This window comes from uncultured Tateyamaria sp. (assembly GCF_947503705.1).
Lineage (GTDB): Bacteria > Pseudomonadota > Alphaproteobacteria > Rhodobacterales > Rhodobacteraceae > Tateyamaria.
Window position 1 is genome coordinate 63,198 of the sequence record NZ_CANNES010000001.1, and the last position, 18,623, is coordinate 81,820.

The window sequence follows — 18,623 nt, forward strand, 5'->3', positions numbered from 1 at the left end:
CGGCGTCATAATGACGACAGGCAAGCCGTAGCTTCAACGCAAAACAGCGCCTCCTTTCACCAACGCGCAACGTCCTTGCGAAGCAACCCGGCAGGGTAGAGCCAACTGGGGCCAACATCTCCCAAACGGATCGGAAATTTCAGGCGGCGGGCAGGCCCCCAATCAGTGTGCTCCACGCCCGGCGCGAGGTCATCGGGTGTCTCGATGATCTTTTTACCTTCCATGTCACGCGGACCAGTCGCAGTCAGTAACGCGGCTGTCCTGGCCAATGACAAGCGGGCGGAACGGATTTGACCACTGGTATTGCGCACCCGGATTGCACGCAGAACAGCCGCCGCCATCAGGTAGCCAGTGGCATGGTCAAGCGCTTGCACAGGCAGGGGCACCGGATGCGCGGCTTTGGTACGGCGCATCCCTTCAGCAGCAATGCCACAGCTCATCTGCACCAGACTGTCAAACCCTCTGCGTCCCGCCCAGGGGCCGTGCCACCCATAGGCGCACAGACTGACTTCGATCAGATGCGGCGCGAGCGTGTGCAAACGGTCGGGGCCATAGCCCAGGCCATCAAGCGCACCGGGGCGGTAACCATGGACAAGCACATCGGCCTCGGCCAACAACGCTTCAAACTCCGCCCGATCCGCCGGATGGTTCAGGTCCAGTCCGGCGCGGCGTTTGCCCAAAGTCACCTCAGGCTCGACACCAGGCTCCCCCCACCACGGCGGATCAATCCGCAGCACATCAGCGCCAAACCCGGCCAGAAACCGCGTCGTAACTGGCCCGGCAAGAACCCGCGTCAGATCCAGCACCTTGAGGCCTGCCAAGGCAACCGGGGCGGCCTGCGCCTCACGCGCCGACCACGCGATCAAAGGCGCGTCCGCGACTGCGCGACCTTGGGGATGTGCCGCCCATTCGGCCATGTCATACATCGCTGCGGCCGCTCCATGAGCCTGCACAATCGCGTCCTCCAGATCGGACTTGCGCCAATCGGCCACGGCATCCGCGACGCTCGCCTTGTCGGCAGGGCACGACAAAACAGCCAGTGCTGCATCCCGGTGGTGCGGTGCATTGGTGTGCAGGCGTATCCAGCCGTCCGCGCATTTGTATACTCCTGCGATGGCATCCCACGCGGACGGCAAAGCCCAACCGGTAGGACGGAGCGTCATATCAAACCACATAGCAGTCAGGCGACGGTCAATCGTGACCTCAGGTGCCCCGCCCAGGGCGGCCAGCTCAACAGCTGCCGCGCGCACCGAGGCAAAGGCGAGGTCAGTCACGGCGAAACAGGATGGCAATTCTGCGTTGCGACCCTGTTGAACATGCACCTCCGGTGTGTCCGGGTTTGGCCCAAGTGCTTGGTCGATCTGTGAAATGAAGAGGTCCAATGGCGCGCTCCTTGCTGTGGCTAAGCCAGTTAGGCGCAGCCTTGATCCCGGGTAAATCTTGATCAATATAATCAATATGAAAAACATGGACTGGCTTGATGCACAAAGCGCCTGCGCCTTGCTGGGCGTGAAGGCACAGACGCTTTACGCCTATGTCAGTCGCCACAAAATTCGGGCGCGTACCGACCCGAACGACAGTCGGCACAGCCTTTATGCAAAACACGATATCGAAGGGTTGCTGCGCAAGATGCGCCGCCCCAGGGCCCGCGCCGACGTGGCCAGAGCCGCGATACGGTGGGGTGACCCGGTCCTGACCACGGCAATTTCCGAGGTCAGGGATGGAACACTCTGGGTGCGGGAACGGGCGATCGAGGATTGCGCAGAACAAATGACCTTCGAGCAGATGGCGGCGGTCTTGTGCGATACAGACGAAGTGACGTGCCCCGTTCTTCAAGACAACCCCGTCGGTGCGTCCAGTTTCGTCAGGGCGATGAAGGGCCTTGCCCGCGATGTTGAAACCGCCCCGCCCATGCAAGGTCAGAGCCCGGCTCAGATTGCCGCGCAGGCCGGGCGACTTCTGTCTGTCATCACCGGCGCATGCGTGGGCAACACAGACAGTGGGCCGCTCCATGATCGCATTGCAGCGGTCTGGGGGGCCGGTGCGCGGGGCGCAGATACGATCCGCCGCTGCCTTGTTCTGCTCAGCGATCACGAACTGAACCCCTCAACCTTCGCCGTGCGAGTGTGCGCGTCGACCGGGGCAAGCCTTCCGGCGGCTCTGCTTGCCGGGATGGCCACGCTCAGCGGGCCACGGCATGGTGGCGTCGCGGACCTCACCGGTGCCGCATTGCGCGCCACTCGGGATGGGCGTCTCGCAACGTTTCTCAACGACAATGCCCACCAAGCGCCCTATGCTTACGGGTTCGGCCATCCGCTCTACCCCGCGGGCGATCCAAGGGCGGCTCATTTGCTCGCCCGCTTGCCACAATCGTCGCCCGCGCGTCAGGCCGTCATTTCAGCGTCGAGCCATCTGGGTCTGCCGCCTAATATCGATGCCGCTCTGGCCGCCGTTTCTACGCATTTCAACTGGCCCGCCGATGCGGCGACAACGCTGTTTTCGATTGGGCGCACAGCAGGTTGGGTTGCCCATGCCATCGAACAAGTCAGCAGCGGCGAAATGATCCGCCCACGTGCGAGGTACCGGTCGGGCTGAGGGCAAAGCGGGCTCGACTTTGCAGAACTGACCTTTGTGTACCTGAAACTCAACGACCTGATCGAGCGCCTCCGCAAAAAGGGAACATAACCGTGATCCGGCACTTTTACGCGGAAAGCCTTCTGACCCTTCGTATGCCGGCCGGGCCAGCAACCTCTTTCCCACCCAGGCCGATCCGCATCTGACCTACCCGGTGCCCTCGCCGACCGCCCGCCGACGCGCCGAACCGGACGCAGACAGCCCCATCACGCCGGCGAACTCATGAGCAAGTGTGGTCTGGGCGACGCTGTCCAGTAAATCGCGCTTGGCCTCGACTTTGGCATCCCATTGCCAGTGCGGTTGAACGAAGCTCTGGGCGTGCTGCCGGACGGCCCGCAACTTTCCCGCACGTGGGCCATGGGCGACGAAGGAGTGATCGACGCGAGGTTGGAGTTCGGCAGAGACGTGACCCCGGATGCAGGCGCTTTTTCTGCGTCAAGGCGGGTAAGCGAGGCAACGATGATCAACGGCCCTTGCGTTTCATACTGCCCACGATGGTGGGGCAGCGCTGGAAGCTCTCGCTTGGGCCGCCCTGTGGGGGGGTCTCACCCAGGTGCCGATATCGTCCTCTTTGATTACGCCACAATCTTGGGCGCGATGCTGTTGCTGGATGCGCCGGACACCGCCAAGACTGACCTGTCGCCGCTTGCGCGCGGCCTGCCGCGCCGCCCACCACCATCGTCTCCGACAATGATCACCAAACAGATACTTTTGGCAGGGTAACCAAAGATCGCCCATGATCATGCGGGGCTGTTGTTGTTGAAATAAGGTGCTACGCGCTGTTGCGGAATATTGTCCGCCCGTTTGAAATTCCTCGTACCAAATCGCTACCGCACGGGATTCAGACCGCCCACATACCCAGACCGCATAAATCCTAATCATCGCAAGCGACCCGGTCAGTCGAAGCCGCGGGTCACACGATCATGTCAGCCAGACAAGTCACCGTGCTTAACCGCCAGAGGCCCAAACCCCCCGACTCTCCCCTAGATCAGTTCGCCCATAAAAGGCTCCCCCACCTCCGGGTCGCTGCTATGCCTCGGCTCTTTTGATGCCGAGCGTTCTGAAAGTGCTTGTAATCAATGTCCCTTACTGTTGCGCATGGCGGATGATTTGGCCTGAAATCGTTCCGAAATCCTTCCGAAATTCTGCAAGGTCATTTGGGCGCCCTCGAACGCTGCAGACGCGTATTTTGCTTGCTTCAAAGGGCATTGCGCGTTTTTTCGGAAAGATTTCGGAAGGATTTCAGGAGCGATAGCCCTTTCGTCGTCACAACTGTGAACAGCATGGAACTGCCATGTGCCCACCCCATGCGGGTGCCAAAAGGGCAAGTGCCAAGAATGGAAAGCCGCCGCGTGACCGACGTTCAAATCTTCCCTTACTATGCTGGCGTCTTTGCAGATGTGCCGCCCGTGATGGTCGGCGAGGGGATGTTTTCGTCAGGGCAGATGATGAACAACCAGTTCCTGCGTCTTGAGCTGACCCAGGCAAAGGCCAGCGCAGACATCCATGTGGGTGCCACCTATAGCTGGACAGGCAAGACGACACAGGGCGATCAGACCAATTCGCATTGGATGTTCTGCACCGGGCTTGATCCCCATCCCACATTCGGCGTGATTTTCGACTGGTCGCATCCGGGCCGCGTGGCCCCCCTGCTCAGCACCGTCGATGACGCCCCGGTGAAACTGGAAGCCCTCAGCCAGGTGCACGCGATACTGAAATCCCCAAACCCTGCCTATGGCCACTCGCAGGCTAAACTGGGCGACCAGGGATGGCTGGTGATGATGCCCGCGATGTTCCCCGTCTGCATCGGTGTCCTGATCGAGGATCCAACCCTGCCCGCATGCTTCCCCGAAGGCTCAAAAGACATCACTCTCGTGGCCAAATCCAAACGCACCTTGCAAACCATCATGCTGGACACGCTGAGCTGCGCAAAGGTCGGAGAAACCGCGCTTTTCCTGACGCCGGTGGAACAAAAATGATGTTGGCGCACAAACCCCTAGACACCACCCGTGGTTTTACTGAACACTCGCCCCGAGGGAGAGGGGGCGCGTCAGAGTGGATGGGACGCACAACCGGCGTGGCATCTATCCCTCATTGGCACTACGTGACCGGCGGGTGGCGGCGAAAGCCCGTTCGGGCTGGTCGGTCTGGGGAAAAGACTGTTTTGCAAACGGACGCGCACAATGCGGGTCATGTCCGGCTGGGTATGGCATCCTACATCACCACCTCGCACCGCCTGTTTGACGCGCAGGGGCAGGAAATCCTGTTGCGTGCGCAATCGGCCAAGGTGCTGGGCTATCTGGTGGATCATCTGGGCACTTTGGTCGCCCGCGACACTTTGATCGGTCATGTTTGGCCCGATCTGGCCGTGACGGACGACAGCCTGACACAATGCATCCGTGACATCCGCAAGGCCATTGGCGACGACACCCGCGCAATTCTGGTGACGGTGCCGAAACGGGGCTATCTTTTGAAGGGCGAAGTGGTGCCAGCCGCTAAAACCGGCGCTGTGGCCCGTACCCCCGGTCTCGCGCCCGCTCTGCATGACGACGCCGAACCCGACACCCTTTTGCTGCCTGCCGAGTTGGACCCGCGCGACGTCCTTCCCACGCTCGCCGTCCTGCCCTTCAAAAGTGATCAGCAGGACACCGTTGATATCTACGGCATATTTCTGGCTGACGAGATCGCCAAACTGCTCTCCATGACACAGGACGTGAACGTGATCTCGCGGCTGTCGACAGGCACGATGGGAGGGTTTGCTCCAGAGCCGTACAATGTGCGCCGGACCATGAATGCAGACTTTGTGCTTTCGGGCTATCTGGTCCGGCTGGGAGCCAAGGTTGCCGTCTCCATCGAATTTGCAGAGGCCGATACCGGCTTTGTGCTCTGGTCCGAGCGGATGCAACTGCCCTTTGACCCGACGCAGCCCGAGACCGAAGGGCTGGAAATCGTGGTGGCCAACATCCGCCGTGCGATCACGCTCAACGAGGTCCGGCGGGTCGGCTCCAGCCCGATCCGCGACCTCAAGCTGTTCAGTATCCTGCACGGGGCAGTCGGGCTCATGCACCGCTTTTCGCCCACGGATTTCAACAGGGCCAAAGGGTTCCTGGAACACCTGCACGACAAGGTCCCGCGCCATCCCGCGCCGCTGGCCTGGCTGGCGCGCTGGCATGTGCTCAACTCCGCCCAGGGGTGGGTCGACGATCCTGAAGCCGAGGCACAGGTGGCCCTTGATCTGACTGCCCGGGCCCTCGACCTTGATCCGTTTCACACCTTGGCACTCGTTTGCGAGGGGCAGGTTCTGATGCACCTGGTCAAGGATCTGGACACGGCTGAGCAACGCTATGACCTGGCCTTGCAAAACAATCCAAACGACGCCAATGGGCGCAGCCTGCGGGGGATGCTGCTTGCCTTCAGCGACCGGGGTGCACAGGGCAAGCGTGACACCGAACGGGCCATGCACCTGACGCCGCTGGACCCGCACCGTTTCATGTATCTGGCGCTGAACGCAGGGGCCTGCCTTGCGACCGAAAATTACGACCGCGCGCTGGCACTGACCCACGAGTCGCTGCGGTTGAACCGCGAACATGCCTCAAGCCAACGCATGTTGCCCGTCGCCCTTTTGGGCGCAGGCCAGGAACACGCCGCGCACGAGGCGGCGCAAACCCTGATGAAGCAATACCCCGATTTCAGGGTCGGCGCGTGGCTGCAATCCACGCCCAGCGCCCAGTTCAAGAACGGGCGCAGATTTGCCGACATGCTGCGTGCAGCAGGCGTGCCGGAATAACACTCACGAACCAACAAGGGATACGAACATGGCCGACCGCGAAAATGCTTATAACGCTTACAATGCCTATAATGCGTACAACGCCTACAATGCGTATAACGCGTATAATGCCTACAACGCCTATGGCGGAAACGTGTCCGCAGATGCATTCGCCCTGATCACCAACCGCGACGGCATCGTCAGCAGCAAGATAGAAAACATCACCCCGCCCCTTCCGGGCATGGCCAATGACCCCAACGGCCTCAAGCGACTGACGCCCAGCCAGCAATCGGCCATCTTCATGTCCGTTCTGGCCCCCACGGTCGAAGTCACGGCCAGCTCCAAGGGCGACCTGCCCACTGCAACCGTCTGGCGGCGCGACAGCATGAATGAACCCGGAAAAATGCGCTATCAGGAGATGGTTGAGATGAGCGCGCCGGGCATCGACCAACTGGTCGAGCAACTGAACTACGTGGCGGGCTATTCCCAGATTCGCGCAGACCGCTCTGCCGAAATCCTGGCGCAACTGGCCCTGCCGATCCCCTTCTACCAGAGCATCGGTTACATCGACCCCGCCCGCACACCACGCACGCTGGAATTGCTTGATCTGGCGGCAGGCTTTGCCTTTGCCACGATCCAGCGGGTGAAGTTCTCGCTCGGGATCAAGCGCCCGATCGAGTTTTCTCCGCAAGTGCAACCGATGATCCCGACGCCCACACACGCCTCCCTGCCCAGCGGCCACGCGACCGAGGCGTTCCTGATGGCACGCCTGATCTGGAAGCTGATGCGCGCCAGCGAAGCGCCGCAATACAACGATCAGGCCTATTGGGGCGACATGCTGATGCGACAGGCCTCGCGGATTGCAGTGAACCGGACCGTGGCGGGCGTGCACTTCCCCGTGGACAGTGCCGCAGGCGGGGCCCTGGGCCTGACGTTGGCCGAACATATCGAAGACGTCGCAACGGGCGGCGGTTGGACTTCGTGCGTCTTTGACGGGCCCGGCTTTGATGGCAAGCTCGATTTCAACTGGCACGCGCTTTATGATCCGGAACAAGACAAGATGTGCGGCACGTTCAAAACCGATGGCTATCAATGGGGATCGTCAGAACAGCACAAGGACCGGCGCGGCGACGACCCCTCTGCCCTCCTGAACTGGCTCTGGACAGAGGCCGTGGCCGAATGGCGCGATGTCACCCCGTCGCAGGCAGGGTGAGGCCGGACCCATGTTAAACCCGATGGAATATCAAGAAGGCTGCAAGGACAATGTCATCAGCCAGACAGCCGACTTTCGGCTGACCCGTTACCCGCACGCCGACCCGCAAAGCCAGACCGACAAATGGTGGTCTGTCCTGATCGAGATCGAAGGCAGCATTCAGGCATTCATCCACAAGGCAGAAGCGTTCCTGGCAGAATATGATGACCCCGACGCCGAGGAAGAAAGCTTTCTCGTGCCCGTGGCCTATGACCCGGCAGACCTGCATGTGGAAAAGGCACGCCAGCCCGTTGTGATCTTTGCGCGGCAAGGCTTTGTCCATGTGCTCAACCGGCACGAGGGCGACGGGGGGGCGGCGAACCGCTTTGGTGTGCTTTCGGTCCATCTGGGGGCCATTGTGCGGCGCGATGCGCTGGATTTTGACGCCGATTGGCCGGATACCACCCCGATCGTAGTGCCCGACGACGCCGTCGTCATGGCGGTGATTGATGACGGGATCGGCATTGCCAACAACCTCTTTCGCACCGGTCCCACGCAGTCGCGGGTTGCCTATGCTGCGATACTGGGTGCCAATGTGGACGCCGAAGGTTCACAAACCAGCATCGGGCGCACGCTGAGCCAGAAACAGATCGACGGGCTGTTGGAGGCGTGTACAGGCAACCACCTGCTGAACGAGGATCTGTTTTATACGCTCACCGGCCAGGTCGATTTCTACGACCAGGTGTTTTCAACCGTGGCCATGCGTCGTTCGCACGGCACGCACACGATGGGCGTCGCCGCCGGTTTCCCGATGGAAGAGCAATGCAGCAACCGACCGATCATCTGTGCCGCTTTGCCCTCGGCCCTTGTCGAGGACACGACCGGTGTCGACCTGCTGCCCACGCTCTACCTGGCCTTTCACATGCTGGTCAAACAGGCCCGACGTTTTCGGACGCAGGCAGGAGATCTAGCGCCCGCCATGTTCAACCTGTCTTACGGCAATGGTGGTGGCCCCCACGACGGCACAGGGTTGTTCGCGACCCTGTTTGACCACTATTTCGGCGCCGAAGCACAAGGCGCGCAAGAACCGCAACAGGCCTGGCTGACGGTGCCTGCGGGCAACCTGAACCTGTCGCGCCTGCATGGTCAGATCGAGGCGGGGGCCACCGAAACGGCCCTGTCACTGGCCGTCCAGCCCGACGACCGCACCGCAACCCAGGTTCAGATCTGGATGCCCTATGCGGCCACCGAAGCCGAAGCGGAAACGGCCGAAATCGCCATTGCCACACCTTTCGGCCCTGCCGGATCAATCGCCACCGACGGACGCCCCTGCCACTCGTTGCGCGACGGCGCAGGACGCGAAATCGGTCGGCTCAGTTATGAATTTGCGCCAGCTCCGATCAATCGCGGCTTTGCACTTTTGTCGCTGAACAGGACCTCCAGCCTCGATCCCAAAGAGGCGCTGGCCCCTTGTGGCACCTGGACCCTGACCATCCGGCGGGAGGCGAATGCACCGGATCAGGTCCACGCCTGGGTCCGCCGCGACGAAACGCTGCCCGGATTCAAACCCGGCGGCAGGCAGGCCTATTTCAACAATGACGACTACAAGCGTTTTGGCAAATTCGGGGCCCCCTTGCCGGTTGATCCGCCGGACACGACAAGCCCGATCCGCCGGTCCATGACGCTCAGCGGCTATGGCTGCGGCGCGGCGCCCATCGTGGTTGCGGCCTATACGGCCAAACAGGCCGAGATGTCGGACTATTCTGCCGCAGGCCCGTTAAACCGGCCCGCCTCGGCCTGTGCGGCAGATCGCGACGGGCCCGACATGACGGCGCTCGGTGATGACAGCCTGGTGTTGCGCGGGGTCCTGAATGCGGGCTCGCGCAGCGGCACCATGGTACGTCAGGGTGGCACCAGCACCGCGGCCCCGCAAATGGCGCGCGCCGCCACAGGGGCCATCGGCCTGCACGGCTTGCAAGCACGCGAATGGGCCGCTGACCCCACCGCCTATCCCGGGCCAATTCAGCGGGTCGATCTGACGGACGGAAGCAACGTGGATCGTGTCGGATCCGGCGCGTACCGGGTCACCTAAAGAGGCGGAAACTAAAACCCATGGCGAGACCCATTAGCCCCGCAAGGCAAAGCGCTCGATCTGGTGGAACATGCCTTGCGCATCATCGCCGAACAGGGTCAGCCCGTTGATGGGATAAGGGGACAGGCGCAAGGCAGCAAGCGGGGCGGCCAGCGCCGCCTCGGCCCTTTCAAGCGTAGTGGCGTCAAGTCGCCCTGTCAGCGTCATGTGAAAGCGGAACTGATCCATCACATAAGGATAGCCCCAAGCCTGTAGATTGGCCTCCTGGGCGGGGCTCAACCGTGCGCTGCGCCGTTTGGCCAACTCGGCCTCTGTCGGGGGGGCGCGAAAGGGATCGAGCTCTTGCACCACCGATCCTGCCAGGCGGGCCAAGGGCTCTGTGTCGCCGACAGGCACCAGCGCCAGAAACCGGCCCAACCGAGAAACCTTGAGCCCCTCAAGCGCGACCGCAGGCGCCGCATCGCACAGCCGTTCCAGAGCGGCGCTCAGCGCCTCCGCCGTGCGGTCTTTGGCCAGCCGAAAGGGCGGCTTGATCGTTGCGTGAAATCCATATTTGCGGGGCGTGGCCGTGATCTCGGCCAGATCAACACCGTCCACAGGCAGATGTGCCCGACCTACACCGGCGGCACTGTCCCAGCCCAGCCAATCCGCGCCAAAACCGGCCAAAGGCGTGCCTGCGGCGGGCGTGTAGTAAACCGCGTAGCGCGTGAACATCAAAGCGCCCCCTTGTCGTTGCTTTGCACCAGGCACATCGGAAAACTGGCGATCCCTGAAGGACTCGAACCCTCAACCTGCTGATTAGAAGTCAGCTGCTCTATCCAGTTGAGCTAAGGGACCGCTGAACCGTTCATGCCGCAGGCCGCGCGCAGGGGCAAGGGTTCACAAGGTGCGGGTCATGAAAACGCTGAGCGGGTCGACCACATAGGTCCCAAAGGGCGGGCACAGATCAAAACCGTTGCGCGCGTACAAGGCGCGGGCCGGAGCAAACATCTCTGCGCTGCCGGTCTCTAGGCTGAGACGGGAAAGACCTTGCGCCCGGGCGGTGTCCATCAAAGCCATCAGAACCGCCTGTGCCACGCCACGCCCCCGCGCCTCGGCGGCGGTGTGCATTGATTTCAACTCACCATGGTCCGGGGCGATGACCGTCATAGCACCGATGCCCAGAACAGGGCCACCATCACGGGCCGCCACCAAAACAGCGCCCTTTTCAAGCAGCGTGTCAGGGTCCATCACATGGCAGCTTTCCGCGGGCGAACCCGCGCGCATCAACGCAAAGTGACGTTCGAGCAAAGCGCGGACATCCGGGGTCGCGGGGGTATCGGGCGCGACAATCACAAGGGCGGCCCAACAAAGGTCAGATCAGTCTGGGCCGCGATCTCGGCAATGCGGGGCATGTCATCAGGTGCCTTCAACCCTTCGGCGGCAACGCGGCGAAACAGGTCCGCCCCGCTGCCCGGTGTTAGGGTGATCAACACGACAGAGCCCTCGGGCGCCAGCCCTTTGAACGCATGCACAACACCGGGCGGGATGAAAACGGTATCGCCTGGGCCAGCCTCCAGCGTTTCGCCATCCGCCTCAAACAGGACACGGCCCCGCAGGATCACAAACAGCTCGGTTGCGGCGTTGTGAATATGGCGCGGCGGGCCAGCGCCATGAGGCACGTCTTCTTCAAACACCGCAGGCAAAGTTGCATCGCCGTCAACGTGAAATCGGCGGGTCAGCCCGAAGGCGTCATTCGCCGCTCCGCCACCGGCAGGCGTATGAACGGCCCCGCTCAATGGGTCCAGGCGCCGCGCCGACCGGTGGCAAAGTTCTCGCCATAGCCACCGGGGCGGATATTTGCCTTGCGCTTGTTGGGCTCTTGCACAACGGCGTCAATGCCATGCTCTTTGGCGTAATCCTCGGCAGCGGCACGGCTGTCGAATTTCAGGCGCACCTGGCTTTGCGTGTCCGAGGACGAGGTCCAACCCATCAGCGGATCAACCGACCGGGCCGAGGCCGGCGCAAATTCCAACACCCAATGCTTGGTCTTGGCAGCACCAGAGGACATCGCGGTTTTGGCAGGTTGGTAGATGCGGGCACGCATGGCAAAACTCCTGAAACGGTTGGCAAAGTATATCCGCAATTCCGGGCCTGCTCGCAAGATGCGAATTGTCTCAGCACCGATCCTGGCCATATAAACTGCGATGGATGATCACACACCGCACATCGAATGGATGCTGACCCAAGGGCGGTTTCAGACCATGCAAGGTTTGGTTGACGGGCTGGGTGCACGGCTCAGGGCAGGCGGCATTCCGGTGATGCGGATGCGGCTGGGGATAAGGACAACGCACCCGCTGACCGCCGCTTTCAGTGTCATGTGGGAGGCAGATGGCAACCGGATCGCGCCTAATCTTGCCCAACACGGCCTTGAGACCCGCTCGGCCTATATCGGCAGTCCCATGGCACATATCTCGGAAACCAGAACGCCTTTTCGCAGAAAGCTGACCGGTCCGTTAAACGAAACAGACCACCTGTTTCTGCACGAAATGCAGGACCGGGGTGCAACGGATTACTATGGCCTGCCGCTCGAATTTTCCATGGGCACCGGGGGCATCCTGACCTTGGTCAGTGACGGGCCGGATGGGTTCAGTGCCGATCAGATCACCACCATCGACCAGATTGCCAGCGTTCTGGCACCGGTGGTCGAACCCTATGAGCGGCACCACCTCGCCACATCCATTGCCACCAGCTATCTGGGCGCGCGCACGGGGCAGCGGGTGCTGGACGGGCAGATCACGCGCGGCGATATCGAAACGATCGAGGCCGCCATTCTGATCAGCGACATTCGCGGCTGGACCAGGATCAATGCAACCCGGCCTCCTTCCGAAGCGCTCGAACTTGCAAACCGGTATTTTGAAGTAATCTCGGACGCTGTGGACCGCAACGAGGGCGAGATCCTGAAGTTCCTGGGCGATGGGGTGCTGGCGCTCTTTCCGTCAGATGGCACCGCCGCCGGGCGCGACCGCGCCTGCCGGAACGCGATGACGGCAGCCCAAGCAGCCCACGACATCGCTGCACAGTCGGGTTTGGACGCAGCCTTTGGCATCGGCATCCATTTCGGCGAGGTTCTCTATGGCAATATCGGCGCGCGTGCCCGCATCGATTTTACCGTGCTGGGCCAGGCGGTGAACATCGCCGCCCGGATCGAGGCGCTGACCGCAACGCTGGGCCATGCGGTCCTGGTGTCTGACACCGTCGCAGGCACGATGGTCGGTCAAATGACCCATGTGGGCACGGAACCGCTCAAGGGATTGGAGGCTCCGATGCCGGTCTACTCTCCTGCCAAATCCTGACAACAGTGCGGCCCTAGAATGCCGCACCCCCTTGCACATGCCCCCACAAACGCCAGATTACAGCCCTGACCACAGGAGCCCGCCCAGATGTCCGACACTGCCCAAGCGATCCTTGCCAATCCTGCCGAAGACGTGCGCACCCGCCTCAAGCTTGAGGGCGGCATTCCCTTCCGCATGGACAGCGAGTTTTCGCCCGCAGGCGATCAGCCGACGGCGATCAAGGAACTCAGCGCGGGTGTGGTGTCGGGCGAGCGGGATCAGGTGTTGTTGGGGGCCACGGGGACGGGCAAAACATACACCATGGCCAAGGTGATCGAGGAAACGCAGCGCCCCGCCATCATCCTTGCCCCGAACAAGACGCTTGCCGCCCAACTCTACGGCGAATTCAAAGGGTTCTTTCCCGACAACGCCGTCGAATATTTCGTCAGCTATTACGACTACTACCAGCCCGAAGCCTATGTGGCGCGCTCTGACACCTATATCGAGAAAGAAAGCCAGATCAACGAACAGATCGACCGGATGCGCCACTCCGCCACGCGGGCGCTGTTGGAACGCGATGACGTGATCATCGTGGCATCCGTGTCGTGCATCTACGGCATCGGCTCGGTCGAGACCTACGGGGCCATGACGCAAGACATCAAAGTCGGCAAAAGCTATGACCAGCGCCAGGTGATCGCCGACCTTGTAGCCCAACAATACAAGCGCAACGACGCCGCGTTTTTCCGGGGATGTTTCCGGGTGCGCGGCGACTCGCTCGAAATCTTTCCCGCACACCTGGACGACCGCGCCTGGCGGCTGTCCTTCTTTGGTGAGGAACTGGAAAGCATCACGGAATTTGATCCGCTGACGGGCGAGAAAACCGACACGATGGAACATATCCGGGTCTACGCCAACTCGCATTACGTGACCCCCAAACCCACGATGAGCCAGGCCATCCTGGGCATCAAGAAAGAGCTGCGCACGCGCCTCGACCAACTCGTGGGTGACGGCAAATTGCTCGAGGCGCAGCGGCTGGAACAGCGCACAAACTTTGATCTGGAAATGCTGGAGGCGACCGGCGTCTGCAACGGGATCGAGAACTATTCACGCTATCTCACGGGTCGCGCCCCGGGCGAGCCGCCCCCCACCCTGTTCGAATTCATCCCTGACCACGCCATTGTTTTTGCAGATGAAAGCCACGTCTCCGTCCCGCAGATCGGCGGCATGTATAAAGGCGACTACCGGCGCAAATTTACGCTGGCCGAACACGGCTTCCGCCTGCCCTCCTGCATGGACAACCGACCGTTGAAGTTCGAAGAATGGGACGCGATGCGACCCCAATCGGTCTTTGTCAGCGCCACACCGGCCGCCTGGGAGATGGAACAGTCGGGCGGTGTTTTCACCGAACAGGTGATCCGCCCCACCGGGCTTTTGGACCCGCCCGTGGAAATCCGCCCGGTCGAGATGCAGGTGGATGATCTGCTCGACGAGGTCCGCAAAGTCGCCGCCGACGGCATGCGCACGCTCTGCACCACGCTGACCAAGCGGATGGCCGAAGACCTCACCGAATACATGCACGAACAGGGCATCCGCGTCCGCTACATGCACTCCGACATCGACACGATCGAACGGATCGAGATTCTGCGCGACCTGCGCCTGGGTGCCTTCGACGTGCTGATCGGGATCAACCTGCTGCGCGAGGGGCTCGACATCCCCGAATGCGGCTTGGTAGCCATCCTCGACGCGGACAAGGAAGGGTTCTTGCGCTCAGAGACCTCGCTCATCCAAACCATCGGCCGCGCCGCGCGCAACGCCGACGGCCGGGTGATCATGTATGCCGACCGCATCACCGGCTCGATGGAACGCGCGCTTGCCGAAACCAACCGCCGCCGGGCCAAGCAAGAGGCGTATAATCTGGAACACGGCATCACGCCCGCCACAGTGAAAAAGAACGTCGAGGATATCCTCGCAGGCCTCTACAAAGGCGACACGGACCAGAGCCGCGTGACGGCCAAGATCGACAACCCGCTGGCAGGCGGCAACCTGCAAACGGTGCTGGATGGGCTGCGGACAGACATGCGCAAAGCCGCCGAGAACCTGGAATTCGAAGAGGCGGCACGGCTTCGGGACGAGGTCAAAAGGCTGGAATCGGTGGACCTTGCCGTGGCCGACGACCCAATGGCGCGGCAATACGCTGTAGAGAAGGCGGTTGGGGACGCGCAGAAGGCGTATGGGCGGTCAACCGGCGGACGCGGAGGAATGCGGGGCGGCAAGTCGCGGTATGGGGGGAAGCGGTGAATGGACTTCGAGAGTCTTGTTGAACCTATTACAGACTACCTGAGTTTCTCGATAAGCTTCTGGTCAGGCGATATGACAGTACTAGAGAAGTTCGCAGGTTCCGAAAATGTCGAACCAGACGCTCTATTGTTTATGCTAGTTGGCATCGGCCTTATGCTTGTAATCCGCTATTCGCGTTTAAATATAATTCCGACAGACACCACACAGGTTTCTAATGTTGGCCCAAAACTAGACAGCAGTACGCTATTATTATTTCTTTCGACCAGTTTGCTAACACCACTAATACTTGAGCTTTCCTTTTGGTTAAGCAACACACGAAATGGGAATTTCGTTAAAGCTGGGGCAACATTCAACGCTTCGTTTCTGTCTTTCGCCTTGATCGCACCAATTTCTGGAGTTCAAACGCGGATAAATTACGTCCTCATAGAAGTTCAAAAGGTTGGAGGAAGAGTTGCCAAGTCCGCACTTTGGCTCAACGTAGCAATTGGTCTGGCGACTTTATACCCAATGACCTTCGCATTGAGGGTTTTCCCGGAAGTTTTAAACACGACCTGGAGCGAGATCGCGCGCCCTATTCTTGCTTCGGGTATCATCTTCATAGTGTTTGTAGCAATAATTGGCTTCTATCTCTACCACTGGAACAAATATATTTTCTCTGAAGCTGATAAGTAAAAAAGTGTTTTTCCTGAAGATCTTGAAGCTCATTCGACAAACAGCAAAACAAAAAGAAGCAAACGGCCATATCACGACACGCGAGCTGGACGTTCTATCGCCAAAACTCTACCGCCCCAAAACCGCCCCCCGCGCATACTCCCCCACTTCACCCGTCCCATCGTCATAAACCAACTCAATCCGCACCGTCTCCACCGACCCCAGCGGAAAAACCACGTAAGGCAACCGGCCCTCCGGGATCTCGGCAAAGGTCTGGTCCCCCGGGCATGGCGGCGTCAGCCAGACCATGAGCGGCCCACCGTTCACCGCATAGGAAATCCGGTCCAGCCCACAGCGATACACCTCCAGCAACGTGAAGTAGAGCAGGTCGCGCCCCTCATATTCCCGCAACGAAATCCACTGCGGTTTGATCATCTGCAAGATCGGCTTCACCTCGGCGGCCGTGTTGAACTGAGCGCTCGCAGGCCCAGCCAAAGCCATCAGAACGGCAAACAAAATACGTCTCATAAAATCTCCAATGCGCAATACAATCAGGCCGCAAATTCACCGGCCCAACCTACACATACCACAAAATACACGAACAACGGCACCGCATCCCTGTAAGGCGGTCCTTGGCCCGCCACTGGCCAACGCCAACCACAGCCCTACCTGCACATGATGCGAACCCTGATTGCCCTGATGCTGACCGCCCTGCCCGCCGCCCATGTCCATGCGTGGGAATTTGCACCCACGCCCATCTGCACGCTGACGCATAGCGAGGCGGACACAGGCGTCAAACTCACCTATGACCACACAACCGGCCTCTATGCGATTGCGATCACCACAACCCAAGGCTGGCCTGCCGCCGACGCCTTCTCAATCCGGTTCGACGGGGGGCAGGCCAACATCATCTCAACCACGCGGCATCAAACCGATGGGGCGACAATCACGGTCACCGATGCGGGCTTTGGCAATGTGCTCAATGGACTTGAGTTCAACGATACGGCAACGGCCTTTACCGACACGGCCGCCACGACTTTTTCTCTGACAGGGGCGGCTGAGCCGGTTCAAAAGTTCCGCGACTGCACCAAAGCGCCCGTCGCCTAGGTGCTAAAAATCAAAGATATCGCCCAGCAGGTCGCCCATACCTTTCTTCTTCTTGCCCCGGCGCGGGTCATAACCGCGCTGATCCTCATGGCCGCGCGATGGGGCAGACGGCGGTGGGGGCGGCGCGGAATAGGCAGCGGCACGCTCGATGATCTTGTCGAGCTCGCCCCGGTCCAACCACACGCCTCGACATTGGGGGCAATAATCAATCTCCACGCCAGAGCGGTCGGTGATCACAAGTTGGGTTCCGTCGATGGGGCATTGCATGGGCTGTCTCCTAAACACTTCTCTTCATATAGGCGCAAAGCTTGCGAATTCATCCGCAGAACTGGGTATCACCAATGACGTGTGCCCGGCCCACCCTTGATCTGCCCCTGCAAGTTGGCGGTCACCCACCCACCATAGAAATCTCCGGGCTGGGGCATCACGCGCTCTTCGCCCACAAAACAGGCACTCATCTTGCCCGCATAGAACGCCAGGTGATCCGCCAGATCGGCAAAACGGGGGGTGGGCGACGGATAGCTCCAGGCCGCAGCCTCGGCCCGACCGCCGTCGGCCTCAACCGTCCAATACCGGGCGACACCCTTCCACTCGCAAAAAGAATTACCATGCGCCGGGGTGAGAACCGCCAAAACGTCCCCGCGCGGAATGTAATAGGTGGGCGCATGATGGGTCTCCAACACGCGCAGGGCAGCGGTTGTCTCGGCGACAACCACGTCGTTCAGCATCACACGCAAACGCTGCGGCACAGGTTCCAGCGCGGGCGGACGGGGATAAGATTGAACGTTTTCAGGGACCAGAGTCATGCAGCACCACATAAGGCACGATCCGCGGGTGACGAGGGCACGATAACGGATTGTTAACCATGTTGCGGTCTGGTCGAGGCTCATTTCAAAACGGTACGACCCCATGCGCTTATTCACGCTGATCATGGCCCTGTTGCTGGCAGGGACGGCACATGCCGGGGCGTGGTTGCGGGCAGAGGGCACCGGATTCCTCGCCTACAGCACCACATTCGAGGAAGATGGCGCGCTCAATGGCAGCTTTTACGGCGAATACGGAGTGCGGCCCAAACTGACGCTGGGCCTCAAGGCCGATATCGACATGACGGTCGGACGCGCAGGCAACGGCAGTGCATTTGTCTTTGCTCGCAAACCGATCCAGACCCGGGATCGCCCCTTCCGCCTCGCCTACGAGGTCGGGATCGGCAGCACCTTCGGGCAAAGTTCTGACATGCTGCTGCTGACCGGGCTCAGCTATGGGCGGGGGATCAAGATCGCCGGCAAACATGGGTGGTTTGCCCTAGATGGGTCGGTCGAATGGTCGCTGGGCGACGGCACCGATACAGGCAAGCTCGATACGACAGTGGGCCTCACACTGAATGACAGGTTCAAGGTGATGGTCCAGGTGTTTCACAGCCTGACCGACACGGCCAGCACCACGACACTGGCGCCTTCGGTGATCTGGCAACGCAAGCCGGATCGGCCCAGCTATCAGATCGGGCTAGAGGCCGAAGAGGGCGCGGTGGCCCTCAAACTCGGCATCTGGCAAACCTTTTGAAGGTGGGCG

General features: G+C 60.9%; 19 protein-coding genes and 1 tRNA gene. 11 read left to right on the top strand and 9 right to left on the bottom strand.

What is annotated here, in order from left to right:
* Window positions 1-56: 56 nt before the first annotated feature.
* A complete protein-coding gene (locus Q1A44_RS00320; RefSeq protein WP_299617908.1) occupies window positions 57-1,382 on the bottom strand; it encodes a CoA transferase in 1,326 nt (441 codons plus the stop codon).
* A gap of 76 nt (window positions 1,383-1,458) precedes the next feature.
* Between Q1A44_RS00320 and Q1A44_RS00325 the strand changes: the two genes are divergently transcribed.
* From Q1A44_RS00325 to Q1A44_RS00350, 6 genes are all read left to right on the top strand, one after another.
* Complete coding sequence (locus Q1A44_RS00325; protein WP_299617911.1) at window positions 1,459-2,595, top strand: citrate synthase family protein; 1,137 nt, start codon at window positions 1,459-1,461, stop codon at window positions 2,593-2,595.
* A gap of 333 nt (window positions 2,596-2,928) precedes the next feature.
* A complete protein-coding gene (locus tag Q1A44_RS00330) occupies window positions 2,929-3,357 on the top strand; it encodes a hypothetical protein (RefSeq protein WP_299617915.1) in 429 nt (142 codons plus the stop codon).
* A 629-nt stretch (window positions 3,358-3,986) separates the two neighbouring features.
* The gene (locus Q1A44_RS00335) at window positions 3,987-4,613 is read left to right on the top strand and encodes a hypothetical protein (protein WP_299617918.1); all 627 of its coding nucleotides are present in this window, start codon (window positions 3,987-3,989) and stop codon (window positions 4,611-4,613) included.
* A gap of 227 nt (window positions 4,614-4,840) precedes the next feature.
* Window positions 4,841-6,421 (top strand): winged helix-turn-helix domain-containing protein, encoded by a 1,581-nt coding sequence (locus Q1A44_RS00340; protein WP_299617921.1) that lies wholly within the window; start codon window positions 4,841-4,843, stop codon window positions 6,419-6,421.
* A 28-nt stretch (window positions 6,422-6,449) separates the two neighbouring features.
* Window positions 6,450-7,613, top strand: a complete 1,164-nt coding sequence (locus Q1A44_RS00345) for a phosphatase PAP2 family protein (protein ID WP_299617924.1) — start codon at window positions 6,450-6,452, stop codon at window positions 7,611-7,613.
* 22 nt (window positions 7,614-7,635) lie between these two features.
* The gene (locus tag Q1A44_RS00350) at window positions 7,636-9,684 is read left to right on the top strand and encodes a hypothetical protein (protein WP_299617927.1); all 2,049 of its coding nucleotides are present in this window, start codon (window positions 7,636-7,638) and stop codon (window positions 9,682-9,684) included.
* Between the two features lie 33 nt (window positions 9,685-9,717).
* On the opposite strand, the gene Q1A44_RS00355 is transcribed toward Q1A44_RS00350, so the two are convergent.
* From Q1A44_RS00355 to Q1A44_RS00375, 5 genes are all read right to left on the bottom strand, one after another.
* Entirely contained in the window at window positions 9,718-10,398 is a 681-nt protein-coding gene (locus tag Q1A44_RS00355; RefSeq protein WP_366942587.1) for a DUF1045 domain-containing protein, read from the bottom strand.
* Between the two features lie 46 nt (window positions 10,399-10,444).
* A tRNA-Arg gene (locus Q1A44_RS00360) sits at window positions 10,445-10,521 on the bottom strand.
* Window positions 10,522-10,563: 42 nt separating this feature from the next.
* Window positions 10,564-11,019, bottom strand: a complete 456-nt coding sequence (locus Q1A44_RS00365) for a GNAT family N-acetyltransferase (RefSeq protein WP_299617935.1) — start codon at window positions 11,017-11,019, stop codon at window positions 10,564-10,566.
* Window positions 11,016-11,462 carry a cupin domain-containing protein gene (locus tag Q1A44_RS00370; RefSeq protein WP_299617938.1) on the bottom strand — a complete coding sequence of 149 codons (447 nt, stop codon included), beginning with the start codon at window positions 11,460-11,462 and terminating at the stop codon, window positions 11,016-11,018. The genes Q1A44_RS00365 and Q1A44_RS00370 overlap by 4 nt, the downstream gene beginning before the upstream one ends.
* Window positions 11,459-11,770 carry an ETC complex I subunit gene (locus Q1A44_RS00375; RefSeq protein WP_299617941.1) on the bottom strand — a complete coding sequence of 104 codons (312 nt, stop codon included), beginning with the start codon at window positions 11,768-11,770 and terminating at the stop codon, window positions 11,459-11,461. The genes Q1A44_RS00370 and Q1A44_RS00375 overlap by 4 nt, the downstream gene beginning before the upstream one ends.
* A 100-nt stretch (window positions 11,771-11,870) precedes the next feature.
* On the opposite strand from Q1A44_RS00375, the gene Q1A44_RS00380 reads away from it, so the two are divergent.
* The 3 genes from Q1A44_RS00380 to Q1A44_RS00390 all read left to right on the top strand — a co-directional run bounded on the left by Q1A44_RS00380 (window position 11,871) and on the right by Q1A44_RS00390 (window position 15,968).
* Window positions 11,871-13,019, top strand: coding sequence for an adenylate/guanylate cyclase domain-containing protein (locus Q1A44_RS00380; protein WP_299617944.1), 1,149 nt, complete (start codon window positions 11,871-11,873; stop codon window positions 13,017-13,019).
* A gap of 87 nt (window positions 13,020-13,106) precedes the next feature.
* The gene (gene uvrB, locus Q1A44_RS00385) at window positions 13,107-15,296 is read left to right on the top strand and encodes an excinuclease ABC subunit UvrB (RefSeq protein WP_299617947.1); all 2,190 of its coding nucleotides are present in this window, start codon (window positions 13,107-13,109) and stop codon (window positions 15,294-15,296) included.
* On the top strand, window positions 15,297-15,968 hold the full coding sequence (locus Q1A44_RS00390) for a hypothetical protein (protein ID WP_299617950.1): 672 nt from the start codon (window positions 15,297-15,299) through the stop codon (window positions 15,966-15,968).
* 108 nt (window positions 15,969-16,076) lie between these two features.
* Here Q1A44_RS00390 and Q1A44_RS00395 read toward each other — a convergent pair whose 3' ends face one another.
* Window positions 16,077-16,475, bottom strand: a complete 399-nt coding sequence (locus tag Q1A44_RS00395; RefSeq protein WP_299617953.1) for a hypothetical protein — start codon at window positions 16,473-16,475, stop codon at window positions 16,077-16,079.
* A gap of 147 nt (window positions 16,476-16,622) precedes the next feature.
* On the opposite strand from Q1A44_RS00395, the gene Q1A44_RS00400 reads away from it, so the two are divergent.
* Window positions 16,623-17,054 carry a hypothetical protein gene (locus Q1A44_RS00400; protein ID WP_299617956.1) on the top strand — a complete coding sequence of 144 codons (432 nt, stop codon included), beginning with the start codon at window positions 16,623-16,625 and terminating at the stop codon, window positions 17,052-17,054.
* A 3-nt stretch (window positions 17,055-17,057) separates the two neighbouring features.
* Here Q1A44_RS00400 and Q1A44_RS00405 read toward each other — a convergent pair whose 3' ends face one another.
* On the bottom strand, window positions 17,058-17,321 hold the full coding sequence (locus Q1A44_RS00405) for a zf-TFIIB domain-containing protein (RefSeq protein ID WP_299617959.1): 264 nt from the start codon (window positions 17,319-17,321) through the stop codon (window positions 17,058-17,060).
* A 68-nt stretch (window positions 17,322-17,389) separates the two neighbouring features.
* Complete coding sequence (locus Q1A44_RS00410; RefSeq protein WP_299617962.1) at window positions 17,390-17,860, bottom strand: DUF427 domain-containing protein; 471 nt, start codon at window positions 17,858-17,860, stop codon at window positions 17,390-17,392.
* 103 nt (window positions 17,861-17,963) lie between these two features.
* Between Q1A44_RS00410 and Q1A44_RS00415 the strand changes: the two genes are divergently transcribed.
* Complete coding sequence (locus Q1A44_RS00415) at window positions 17,964-18,614, top strand: hypothetical protein (RefSeq protein WP_299617965.1); 651 nt, start codon at window positions 17,964-17,966, stop codon at window positions 18,612-18,614.
* The last annotated feature ends 9 nt before the right edge of the window (window positions 18,615-18,623 follow it).